Source organism: Stenotrophomonas sp. 05L44_2 (genome assembly GCF_056665995.1).
This window is the reverse complement of record NZ_JBFTNR010000038.1, coordinates 1-11,253: the sequence shown is the minus strand read 5'-3', so window position 1 is coordinate 11,253 and position 11,253 is coordinate 1. Positions and strand designations below refer to the sequence as shown.

General features: G+C 66.9%; 12 protein-coding genes. 3 read left to right on the top strand and 9 right to left on the bottom strand.

Annotation, left to right across the window (positions count from 1 at the left end; translation table 11 throughout):
• The 3 genes from AC1VAN_RS02400 to AC1VAN_RS02390 all read right to left on the bottom strand — a co-directional run.
• The coding region (locus AC1VAN_RS02400; protein ID WP_480985200.1) for a linear amide C-N hydrolase at positions 1-658 on the bottom strand (658 nt) is incomplete at its 3' end.
• A 63-nt stretch (positions 659-721) separates the two neighbouring features.
• Entirely contained in the window at positions 722-1,135 is a 414-nt protein-coding gene (locus AC1VAN_RS02395) for a DUF6691 family protein (RefSeq protein WP_442251208.1), read from the bottom strand.
• Entirely contained in the window at positions 1,132-1,569 is a 438-nt protein-coding gene (locus AC1VAN_RS02390) for a YeeE/YedE family protein (RefSeq protein WP_025874862.1), read from the bottom strand. Before AC1VAN_RS02390 ends, AC1VAN_RS02395 begins: the two co-directional genes overlap by 4 nt.
• Before the next feature lie 117 nt (positions 1,570-1,686).
• Between AC1VAN_RS02390 and AC1VAN_RS02385 the strand changes: the two genes are divergently transcribed.
• The gene (locus AC1VAN_RS02385; protein ID WP_480985201.1) at positions 1,687-1,974 is read left to right on the top strand and encodes a metalloregulator ArsR/SmtB family transcription factor; all 288 of its coding nucleotides are present in this window, start codon (positions 1,687-1,689) and stop codon (positions 1,972-1,974) included.
• Between the two features lie 3 nt (positions 1,975-1,977).
• Here AC1VAN_RS02385 and AC1VAN_RS02380 read toward each other — a convergent pair whose 3' ends face one another.
• The 5 genes from AC1VAN_RS02380 to AC1VAN_RS02360 all read right to left on the bottom strand — a co-directional run bounded on the left by AC1VAN_RS02380 (position 1,978) and on the right by AC1VAN_RS02360 (position 8,119).
• Positions 1,978-2,406: a BLUF domain-containing protein gene (locus AC1VAN_RS02380; RefSeq protein WP_477744817.1), complete on the bottom strand. Its 429-nt coding sequence runs from the start codon at positions 2,404-2,406 to the stop codon at positions 1,978-1,980.
• Between the two features lie 82 nt (positions 2,407-2,488).
• Positions 2,489-3,628, bottom strand: coding sequence for a hybrid sensor histidine kinase/response regulator (locus AC1VAN_RS02375; RefSeq protein ID WP_480985199.1), 1,140 nt, complete (start codon positions 3,626-3,628; stop codon positions 2,489-2,491).
• On the bottom strand, positions 3,625-4,200 hold the full coding sequence (locus tag AC1VAN_RS02370; protein ID WP_025874869.1) for a chemotaxis protein CheB: 576 nt from the start codon (positions 4,198-4,200) through the stop codon (positions 3,625-3,627). The genes AC1VAN_RS02375 and AC1VAN_RS02370 overlap by 4 nt, the downstream gene beginning before the upstream one ends.
• Positions 4,200-5,024 (bottom strand): CheR family methyltransferase, encoded by an 825-nt coding sequence (locus AC1VAN_RS02365; RefSeq protein ID WP_032951761.1) that lies wholly within the window; start codon positions 5,022-5,024, stop codon positions 4,200-4,202. The genes AC1VAN_RS02370 and AC1VAN_RS02365 overlap by 1 nt, the downstream gene beginning before the upstream one ends.
• A 5-nt stretch (positions 5,025-5,029) precedes the next feature.
• Entirely contained in the window at positions 5,030-8,119 is a 3,090-nt protein-coding gene (locus AC1VAN_RS02360; protein ID WP_480985198.1) for a response regulator, read from the bottom strand.
• A 151-nt stretch (positions 8,120-8,270) separates the two neighbouring features.
• Between AC1VAN_RS02360 and AC1VAN_RS02355 the strand changes: the two genes are divergently transcribed.
• Complete coding sequence (locus tag AC1VAN_RS02355; RefSeq protein ID WP_425518190.1) at positions 8,271-9,425, top strand: two-component system sensor histidine kinase NtrB; 1,155 nt, start codon at positions 8,271-8,273, stop codon at positions 9,423-9,425.
• The gene (locus AC1VAN_RS02350) at positions 9,422-9,781 is read left to right on the top strand and encodes a response regulator (protein WP_025874874.1); all 360 of its coding nucleotides are present in this window, start codon (positions 9,422-9,424) and stop codon (positions 9,779-9,781) included. Before AC1VAN_RS02355 ends, AC1VAN_RS02350 begins: the two co-directional genes overlap by 4 nt.
• A gap of 133 nt (positions 9,782-9,914) precedes the next feature.
• Here AC1VAN_RS02350 and AC1VAN_RS02345 read toward each other — a convergent pair whose 3' ends face one another.
• Positions 9,915-11,186 (bottom strand): hypothetical protein, encoded by a 1,272-nt coding sequence (locus AC1VAN_RS02345; protein WP_480985197.1) that lies wholly within the window; start codon positions 11,184-11,186, stop codon positions 9,915-9,917.
• Between the last annotated feature and the right edge of the window lie 67 nt (positions 11,187-11,253).

Genomic DNA, 11,253 nt, shown 5'->3' with positions numbered 1-11,253 from the left:
CCGTGCCACCGATCTGCTGCCAGTAGCTGTTCAAYGCCAGCTGCTGGTCGAAGACCGGCGAATTGGTCATCACCTGATAGCGCCGATCATGGTGGATCACCTGGCGCCCGCCGATGTATTCGACGATCGCGCTGTCACCCGTGGCGTCGGACAGCGACAGATGCAGCGTCGCCTGGCGGTCCTCGCCCGGCACCTTGTCGGTGACGATCGAGTACGGTTCGCGCTGCAGCGCAGTCACCGCCTCTTCCACCGTCGCGAAATTATCCAGCACGTACTGCGCCCACAACGAGATGGACAGGCCGGGCTTGCCGCTGCGCTGGGCCGGGTACTCCGACTCGACCAGCCACAGCAGGTTGGCGACCAGGCCCTTCTCGTTCATGCCATCGGTGGTGGAAATGTCATAGCCGGTGGCCACCACGCTGCCGTAGCGTGCAGTCCAGGCGATCGACCCAGGCCCCGCCTTTCCGGTGCGCGCAATGCCACGCGGCAACACGTAGAGATTGGTGGCCACGTCCACTTTCCAGTCCATCGAGCGGGCGGTGATGACATCGCCGTTGTCGCCCAGATACACCGCGCGCGTGCAGGCCATCGCCGGCATTGCCGCCGTCGCCAGTGCCGCCGCCAGCAACGCGCCGCCTTTCCATTTCATCCGTGCCATGTCGTCCTCCGTTCCCCGGGAAAGGTGATCTGAACCCCGCAACGGTGAGACGAACGTGAAGCCTCAGCGCAGCCAGCGATCATGCAGCCAGAAACCGGCAGCCATCGCTGGCACGAACCACAGGGCTTCGCGCGCGCCCACCGCCAACGCGGCCAGCGCGGGCCCCGGGCAATAGCCGACCCAGCCCCAGCCGATACCGAACAGCGCCGCACCCAGCAGCAACCGCGTGTCGACAGCCTGCGCCGCYGGCAGCTCGAAACGTTCGGCGCACCATGGCCGCTGCCGCCGCCGCAGCCAGAATTGACCCAGTGCGCTGACCAGCAGCGCCGACGCCAGCACCCAGGCCAGCGTGGGATCGAAGTCGCCAGCCACATCAAGGAACCCCAGCACGCGACGCGGATCGGTCATGCCGGCCAGCGCGAGGCCGGCACCGAACAGGCCGCCGGCCACACCTGCCGCCCACAACCTGCGGCTCATGCCAGGCCTCCGCCGTGACGTAGCAGGAACGTGGTGAGCATCGCGCAGGCCATGAACACCAGCACCGCCACCAGCGATCGCCGCGATCCACGGGCGAGGCCACAGACACCGTGGCCGCTGGTGCAGCCGTTGCCCAGCCGCGTACCCAGGCCCACCAGGACACCGGCAGCGATCAATTGCCAGGCCGGCAGCGCGTCGCGCAGCAAGGCGCGTGGTGGTTGTCCTGCACCCGCCTGCCAGCTCAACACCGCTGCCGCCGCCGACATCAGTCCGAGCAGGAAAGCCCAGCGCCAACCACGATCACCGCGCGGCGCGGCAGCGGCGCCGGCAGCGATACCGCTGATGCCCGCCACCCGACCGAGCGTGGCCAGCAGCAGCACCGCCGACGCACCGATCAGGCCGCCGCCTGCAATTGCCGCCCATGGCAGGTTCATGCCCTGCCCCTCTGCATCGCGCGCATCGGCTTGCCCTTCAATTTAGATTTCTCTAAATTAGATTTTCCTGAACTACCGAGTCAAGCCGTGCCCAGCATCACCACCGACAGTGCCGCGATGGCTACGCATGCCGCACAAGCGGCTGCCCTGCTGAAATCGCTGGCACACCCGGCGCGACTGCGCGTGTTGTGTCGCCTGGTGGAAGGCGAAGCACCGGTGCCGGAACTGCAGGCCCTGACTGGCCTGAGCGCATCGGCGCTGTCACAGCATCTGGCCGTGCTGCGCAATCTGGAGGTGGTGGCAACGCGGCGGCAGGCACRGGCACTGCACTATCGGCTGCTGGAGGGTCCGGCGCTGGGGGTGCTGCAGGCATTGCACGCGGCGTACTGCGCCCCGCAGCGTTAGCGGTCAGCCCGCGCTGAGTACCGGCCGCACGACCTCGGCCAACAGATCCACCGCCGTAAGCATGACGCTGTCACCGTTCACTGAGCGGGCGAATCCCGACCAGTCGCCTGCGGAAAGCTGRCGCAGCAGCGCGGCGTCSACCGGCAGCCCGCGCATTGCCCAGTACGGAAACTGGCGCTGGCCCAGCCGGCCACGCGCCAGCTCGACGATGTCGACATGGCTGCCGGCCTGCAGGATGCGCTCATAGACCGAATCGATGCCATCAGGCGGGCCTTCGATGTACTGCAGGAAGCGTTCGCCGTCATGCAGCAGCACACCCGTCACCCCTGCCATCTTGTTGAAGCGCGAGGCATCCTCGACCAGCGTCTGCAGACGTGCGGCAGACAGATCCGGCTTGGCCTGGCTGACATAGGCGATGGCACGCAGTGGCATGGAGCTTCCTTTGCAAGAGTGGTGCCACGGTAGCAGTTGCGGACGAGCCCGTCTCAGTTCGCTCACGCGCCAGCTGAAGAATTCAGGAAACCGCCGGACTGCGCAAATCGGATCGACGAGGCAGCAGCGCCTCGAACACCACGTGCCCTGCCTCGTTGCGCGCGCTCAACTGGCCACCATGCGCACGCACGAACTGGTCAACGATGTACAGCCCCAGCCCGAGCCCGTTGCTCTGGTGGAAGCTGGCCTTGAAGGGTTCGAACAGGCGCGGCAGCAACGCCTCATCGACATGGCCGGTGTTGCGTACGCGCAGCGCAACCACCCGTGCATCGCCACCATCGACCTGCACCTGCACCGTCGCGTCGGCGCCATGGGTGAGTGCGTTGCCGACCAGGTTGGCGACGATCTGCCCAAGGCGATCCATGTCGCCCTGCAGCGTCGAATCGCCACGGACGTCCAGCGCGATCCGATCGCTTCGATGGCCGGCACCGGCCTCGACCAGCACCGCACGCGTCACCTCGGCCAGGTCACAGACGCTGCTCTGCAGGCGCAGGCCACCGCTGCGGATCCGCGAGAAGTCCAGCAACTGCTCGACCATGCGTGCCATCCGCAGCGTGCTGGCCTCCAGGTAGCTCAGTGTCTGCTGCGCACCGGCATTGTCGTCCGGCAGTTCCAGCGACAGCTTGTCGGCACACAGCAGGATGGCCGACAGCGGCGTGCGCAGGTCGTGGGTGAGCACCGCCGCCATGGTCTCGTTGAGCTTCAACGCGCGCTCCAGCGCTTCGTTGCGCGCCTTCAGCAACTRCCGCTGCTGGTAGAGCTCGATGAACACATTGACCTTGCTGAGGATTACCTGCGGTGCCACCGGCTTGTGCAGGAAATCCACCGCGCCGGTCTCGTAGCCCTTGAACACCCGCAACGGATCATCCGGCGAGGCGGTCAGGAAGATGATCGGCACATCCCGACTGCGCTGCGAGCCACGCATCAGCTCGGCGAGCATGAAACCGTCGATCTCCGGCATGTGCACGTCCAGCAGCGCCAGCGCTACCTCATGCTCCAGCAGCAGCTCCAGCGCCTGCGCGCCAGAGTCCGCCAGCAACAGGTTGACGCCCTCGCGGCGCAGCAGCGCCTGCATGGCCACCAGGTTCTGCGGCACGTCGTCGACGATCAGCAGGTTGACCGGCGCCTGCGACTGGGCAGGGTCCGGCGGCAGCAGGTTCATGCAAACAACTCCTTCAGGCGGCGGCACATCAGTTCAAGGGGCAGCACGGCGTCGGCGCCGGCATGCTGCAGGGCAGAGGCCGGCATCATCGATGCCTCGGCCTCCTCGGGGCATTGCAACCAGGCCTGGCCGCCAGCGGCGCGCACGGCGGCCACGCCATCGCTGCCATCGCTGCTGGCACCGGTCAGCAGTATCGCCAGCACACCCGTGCCGAACGCGGCCGCGGCCGATTCGAACAGCGGATCGATGGCCGGCCGCGAGAACAGCACCGGTTCGTCCATCGACAAAGCGATGGCCTGCGTGTCCTCCACCAGCAGGTGGTAGTCCGGCGGCGCGAACGTCACCGTTCCGGCCTGCAGGGGCTGCTTGTCCTCCGCTTCGCGCAGGACCAACGTGCAGTACGGCGCCAGCACCTCGGCGATGCGGCTGGAACGGTCGCGCGGCAGGTGCAGCACCACCAGCACCGGCACCGGCAGGGTGGCCGGCAACGCACCCAGCACGATCTGCAGGGCGGCCACGCCACCGGCCGATGCGCCGATCACCACCACGTCAGGGTGGGACATTGCCGCCATCAGGCCACCTTCCGGTACAGGCGGTGCTCCCGCGAACAGGCTTCGAAGGCATCGTGATGGCGACCGAACTGCAGCGACTCCTTGCTGCCCAGGCCGAGGAAGCCGCGATGCACCAGGGCTTCGCGGAACAGGCCCACCGCCCGATCCTGCAGGTCGCGGTTGAAATAGATCAGCACGTTGCGGCAAGACACCAGGTGCACTTCCGAAAACACCGTGTCGGTGGCCAGGCTGTGGTCGGCAAACACCACGTTGCGGCGCAGCTGGCGGTCGAAGACCGCGCCGTCGTAAGCGGTGCTGTAATAGTCCGACAGTGAAGCGGTGCCGCCGGCGGCGAGGTAGTTCCGGCTGAACTGGGCCAGGCGGTCGATGCCGTAGGCGCCGGCCTCAGCCGTGGCCAGTGCCGCGGGGTTGATGTCGGTGGCGTAGACGATGCTGCGCTCAAGCAGGCCTTCCTCGTGCAGCAGGATCGCCAGCGACCACACTTCCTCGCCGGTACTGCAGCCGGCCACCCACAGCTTCACCGAGGGATAGGTGCGCAGCACCGGTACCACCTGTTCGCGCATCTGCCGGAAATACTCCGGGTCACGGAACATCTCCGAAACCTGCACGGTGAAGAACTGCATCGCCTGGGCGAACAGCTCCGGCTCGTGCAGCAGCCGATGCTGCAGATCCGACAGGCGCTCGCACTCGTAGCGCTGCATGGCCTGGCTGACGCGACGGCGCAGCGAGGACACCGCATAGCTGCGGAAGTCGTAGTGGTAGCGCTGGTACAGCGCTTCCAGCAGTACCTTCAGCTCCAGGTCGAACAGCGCCTGCTCGTTCATTGCCGCTAGCACCAGACCCGGCACAGCGACACCAGTTTGTCCACGTCGATGGGCTTGGCGATGTAGTCGTTGGCACCGGCCTGCAGGCAGCGTTCACGGTCATCGGGCATGGCCTTGGCGGTCAGCGCGATGATCGGCAGGTCCTGCAGGTGGCGCTGCGCGCGGATCTCGCGCATCGCCTGCAGGCCATCCTTCTCCGGCATCATGATGTCCATCAGCACCAGGTCCACCTCGCGCTGGGCCAGGCGGTCGACGGCCTCCTGGCCATTGCGGGCGATCTCCAGCGTCACCCCCAGCGGCTCCAGCACGCTGGACAGCGCGAAGATGTTGCGCACGTCGTCCTCGGCCAGCAGCACGGTGCGTCCATCGAGCACGGTGTCGCGGCGGCGCGCTTCGCGCAGCAGGCGCTGCTGGTCGCTGGGCAGGTTGGCCTCCACGCTGTGCAGGAACAGCGTCACCTCGTCGAGCAGGCGCTCGGGCGAGCGTGCACCCTTGATGATGATGCTCTTGGAGTAGCGGCGCAGGCGCTGCTCTTCTTCGCGGCTGAGGGCACGGCCGGTATAGACGATGACSGGCGGGAAGCCGACATCATCGTTGCCTGCCATGTGCTCGAGCAGGTCGTAGCCACTGCCGTCGGGCAGCGACAGGTCCATCACCATGCAGTCGAAGGTGACCGTGCTCAGCTGCTCCACCGCTGCGGCAAGCGTACCGACAGCAGCGATCTGCAGCTGATCGCGGCCCAGCAGCAGTTCCAGGTTGCGGCGCAGATCGTTGTCGTCCTCCACGATCAGCAGGCGCCGCACGTCGCGCTGGCTGGTCTGTTCAAGCTGTTCGATGGCAGCCACCAGGCGCTCGCGCGTGGTCGGCTTGATCGCAAAGCCGATCGCGCCCAGTTCGCGCGCCACCTGGCCGCGGTCCATGCCCGAGACCACATGCACCGGAATGTGCCGGGTGTCGGGGTTGCGCTTGAGCCGTTCAAGCACGGTCAGGCCCGAGACGTCGGGCAGGCCGATGTCCAGCAGGATGCCGTTGGGACGCAGGTCCGCCGCCAGCGCCAGCGCCTCTTCGGCCGTGGTGGCCACCACGCAGTCGAAATCAAGCTCGTGCGCCAGCGTCACCAGGGCTTCGGCGAAGACCGCATCGTCCTCCACTGCCAGGATCAAGCGTCCCGCATGGTGGCGGCGCCCACGGTCATCGGCCACCGCTGCCACCGGCGCGGCACTGGACCGCTGGGCAAGTGGGGCTGCTGCCACGGGGGTGGCGGGTACCGGCTGCACGGGCACCGGCGCTGCGGCGCCTGCGGCATTCTCGGCCATCGGCGCGCCCTGCAGCGGTAGTTCGAGAATGAAGCAGCTGCCGCGGCCCGGCTCGCTGTCCACTTGGATGTCACCGCCCATGCGCACCGCAAGATCACGCGAGATCGACAGGCCCAGGCCAGTGCCGCCGTAACGGCGGCGGGTGCTGCCATCGGCCTGGCGGAACGCTTCGAAGATCAGCTGCAGCTGGTCGCGTGCAATGCCGATGCCGCTGTCGGCCACTTCGAATCGGATCCGGCCATTGCCGCCGCTGCGAACGTGCAGGCTCACCTTGCCGTGCTCGGTGAACTTGACCGCATTGGCCAGCAGGTTCTTCAGGATCTGCTGCAGGCGCTGGTTGTCGGCCACCAGCTGGCTGGGGGCCAGGCCATCGGACTCGATCTGCAGCGTCAGGCCCTTCTGCCGCGCCATCGGCTCGAAGGTTTCGCGCAGTCGCTGCAGCACGCTGTCGACCACCACCACTTCGTCGGCCAGTTCGACGTGCCCCGCTTCGATGCGCGACAGGTCCAGGATGTCGTTGATCAGCGCCAGCAGGTCGTTGTTCGACGACAGGATGGCGCGGGCGTACTTGACCTGCTCGTCGCTGAGCGAGCCGTCCTTGTTGTCGGCCAGCAGCTTGGCCAGGATCAACGAACTGTTGAGCGGGGTGCGCAGCTCGTGCGACATGTTGGCCAGGAACTCGGACTTGTAGCGCGAGGTGGCGGCCAGTTCATTGCTGTTGCGCACCAGCTGCCCCTGCGCGACCAGCAGCGCCTGCTTCTGCGCCTCCAGCTCGTGGGTGCGCTCTTCCAGCTGCACGTTGCTCTGCTCCAGCTCGGCCTGCTGCTGTTCCAGATGCGTCTGCGACTGCATCAGGCTGCGGCTCTGCTCTTCCAGCTCCTCGTTGGCCACCCGCAGCTCTTCCTGCTGTGCCTGCAGTTCTTCGCCCTGGCGCTGCGACTCTTCCAGCAGCACCACCAGCTGTGCGCGCAGCATCGAGGTGCGCAGGGCCATGCCGATGGTCTCGGCGCAGCGCAGCAGCAGCTCGTCATCCAGCGCCCGCTGTTCGCCAACCGCCGCCCGGCCCAGCTCGAGCACGCCCACGATCGCGCCGTCGCTGCTGACCGGGGCAAGGATCCGTTCACGCACAGGCACGCGCCCCAGGCTGGTCTGCAGCTCCAGCGGCGCCGCTTCATCCCCCTGCAGATGCCGCGCCCGCTGGTCGCGGGCCACCTGCCCTGCCACCCCTTCCTGCAGGCCCAACGTGGCCGGGATGCCGTTCGGCAACGCCAACCCACCGGTCAGCTGCAGGCGTCCGCCTTCCAGCCGGTAGAGCGCACCGACATCGGCACCCAGCTGGGTTGCCAGCGTCGACACCGCCGCTTCGGCGATCTGTTCCGGCCCGAGCTCACCGCGCAGGCTGAGCGCCACCGCGTTCTCCGCCTCCTGCAGCCACAGCGCACGCATCGCCTCGCGTCGCGCCTGGATGGCGCGCGAGGCGATGAGTGCGATCATCAGGAAAGCCGCGCCACCGATCGACCGGTTGACGAACGAGAAGGATGAGTTGTTGCTGGCCGGCGCCACGTTGTAGCCCACCGCCAGCAGTACGCAGGCGCTGACAGCCACCACGAACGGCACCCGGGCGCTGCGCTGGAACACAGTGACGCCGATGGCCATGAAATAGGCCAGCCACACGGCATAGCCCAGGGGTACCACCAGTTCCAGCGCGGCCGTAGCCGCCACCAGTACCGCCGACGTCATCCAGATCCAGCGGTCACGCGTAGTCGCACCAGGACGCATGCAGGTCGGTTCCAGTTTGGAAAAGGGGACTGATGTTACTCCTTGTCGCATTCAGCCGCATACGACCAATGGCACGGGCGTCGCATGCACGTCCTCTTCACACTCCACTGCCTACGTTCTCGTGCCTGACAGAGGTAATACGCATTTCATCGTGGTCGCTGCCGCTTCGACGCCGTCCGTGTTGACGGACCCTTCCCGACAGCTGCGATTGCTGATCGACAGCGTGCGCGACCATGCGCTGTACCTGCTCGATCCCGATGGCATCGTCTGCAGCTGGAACCCCGGCGCCGAACGCATCAAGGGCTACCGATCGGAAGAAGTCATCGGCACCCACTTCGGCCGCTTCTACCTGCCCGCTGATCGCGATACGGGAGAGCCACAGCGCCTGCTGCGGCTGGCGGCGGAATGCGGACACCATGCCGCTGAGGGTTGGCGGGTGCGCCGAGATGGGTCTCCCTTCCGTGCCAGCGTGGTCATCGAGTCGGTGGTCGAGAACGGTGAGCTCGTGGGCTTCGTCAAGATCACCCGCGACATCACCGAACAGTGGCAGGCGCAACGGCTGCTGCGCGATGCGCAGCGGGCGCTGCGCCAGACCCAGCAGTTCGAGACGGTCGGCCAGCTCAGCCGCGGCCTTGCCCATGAGTTCAACAACCTGCTGACCACCATCGTCAATGCACTGGACCTGCTGTCGGCACGCATGGGCGATGACGAGCGTGCCAACACCCTGTTGACCACCGCGCAGGCGGCCAGCGATCGTGGCGCACTGCTGACCCGGCAGCTGCTGGCCTTCAGCACCGGGCAGACCCTGATCCGCGAAACGCTGGACATCAATGCGCGGATCCGCGACTGGTTGCCCGCCCTGCAGGCCACCTGCCCTGCCGGCGTCACCCTGGAAACCGCGCTGGCTGCGGGCCTGCCTGCCATACTCAGTGATACCGTGCAGCTGCAGACCGCGCTCGCCAACCTGGTCGGCAACGCTGCGGACGCTACGGTAGGTGGCGGCCGGGTATTGATCGCCACCGCGCTGGAGCACCGCATGGACCCCGACGCCGACACATCCCGGCAACGGACCTATGTGACGTTGAGCGTCTGCGATGAGGGACACGGCATGGCCCCGGACATCGCCGAACGCGCGACCGAGCCTTTCTTCACCACCAAGGACATCGGCAAGGGCAGCGGCCTGGGCCTGAGCCAGGTGTTCGGATTCACCACCCAGAGCGGCGGCTTCGTAGACGTGTCCACCACGCCCGGTGTTGGCACCACGGTCAGCCTGCTGCTACCCGCCACAGAGGAACCCAACCCATGACCGATGATCCGATCCGCGTACTGATGGTGGAGGACCAGACCGATCTGCGTGAGATGATCGGCCTGGCCCTGCGCGACTTCGGCATCGACGTGGCTACCACGGCCGATGCGCAGGAAGCGGTCGCGCTGCTGCAGGGCGATACGCGTTTCGACGTGGTGTTCAGTGACATCAGCATGCCCAACGGCATGTCGGGCATCGAGCTGAGCGAGCATGTTGCGCGCGACCAGCCGCAGGCGCGGATGATCCTTTCCTCCGGCTACGCACGCTCGCAGTTGCCGCCGCTGCCCGAGCAGGTGGAATTCCTGCCCAAGCCTTACCGCCTGCGGCAGCTGGTGGAGCTGCTCAGGCAGGCCTGAGCCGTTGCCGCCCTGCCAGGCATGGCCTGGCACTACTGGGTAGCGACCGCCGCGCCCCTGCCAGGCATGGCCTGGCACTACTGGGTGGCGACCGCCGCGGCCCCGCCAGGCATGGCCTGGCGTTGCCCAGTCCTCAATAGCGACCCACCAGGTTCAGGTACCAGCCGCGGTGGGTGTAGTCGAACTTCGTCAGGTCGTCACTGAAGTCGGTGAAGTTGTAGCCCACGCCAACCCGGAAGTTGCGGCCGACGTCGCGGTCCACGCCGGCCAGCCAACCCTGCCGGCGACCGCCATCACGCACGTCCAGCAGGCGGTACTCCAGCAGGCCGTGCCATTGGTAGTACAAGTCATAGCGCAGCTGTGCTGCACCGAAGTTCGTGGCTGAATCGAACCACGGACCGGTGCCCCGGCCATAGCGGACCTCGCCTTCGCGTCGGGCCAGCTTGGCCGCCACTTCCCAGCGCTGGTCGATGCGGTACACGCCTTCCAGCGACAACACCTGGGTACGCTGGTCGTAGTCCACGCCGTTGACCTGGCCCATCGTCGACAGGTCGTACAGATAGCTGTAGCGGCCGAACAGCGCCCAGCGGTCATTGTCCCAGGGGCGGTAGGCGAAGCCGAGATTGCCCTCGATGAAGCGGGCGCCGGCCACCGGGTTGATCGCATCGTCGGTGTCGGCGTAGTTGAACCGCGCAGCGATCCGCCAGCTGTCATTGAGACGGTGGCTGAGGCGGTTGGTGCTGACCCATTGCGTGCGGCGCTCGGCACCGGTGTCGCGACGCCACTCCAGCTTGCTCTGCCACTCGGTACCCGGCGACGTGCGGCCGCCGGACAGGCTGACGGCCTTGCGGTCGACCTGGCCACTGCTCGCATCCAGCTTGCCGTCGCTGAGGGTGAAGCCCGCGTTCCAGCCCACCGCCGGATAGAAATCCATGCCGAAGGTGTTGGCCAGGCCGGATTCCTGGCCGGATTTGAGGAACTGGCTCTCGTTGAACACGTTGACCTGGTCGGATAGGCGCCAGCGCTGGCCCAGCGTCCAGCCATCCTGCGCATTCGGGCTGAACAGCGGGTCGTATTCACTGCGATCGGTGGACTGGGTGAACGCACCATAGAAGCTGTGCTGCGGGGTCAGCTTGTACTCGGCATTGACCTGCGCGGCACTGCCCCGATCACCATCGCTCACCTCCGCGCCGATCGTGGACAGGTTGGCGAAGGTGTAGGTACCACCGGCGACCACCGCATCATTGTCCGCGTAGCGGCCATGATCGTCATCGACGGTCAGCTGGCCGCCACCATAGATGTCCAGCGCGGTGCCGATGCGATGGGTGTAGCGCGCTGCCGCCAGCACACCAGCATTGCTGCCGATGCCGCGGTCTTCCTGAACCCGGCGCAGCTCGGCCGACACGCGGTCGTTGTCACGCCGCGGTCTTCCTGAACCCGGCGCAGCTCGGCCGACACGCGGTCGTTGTCAC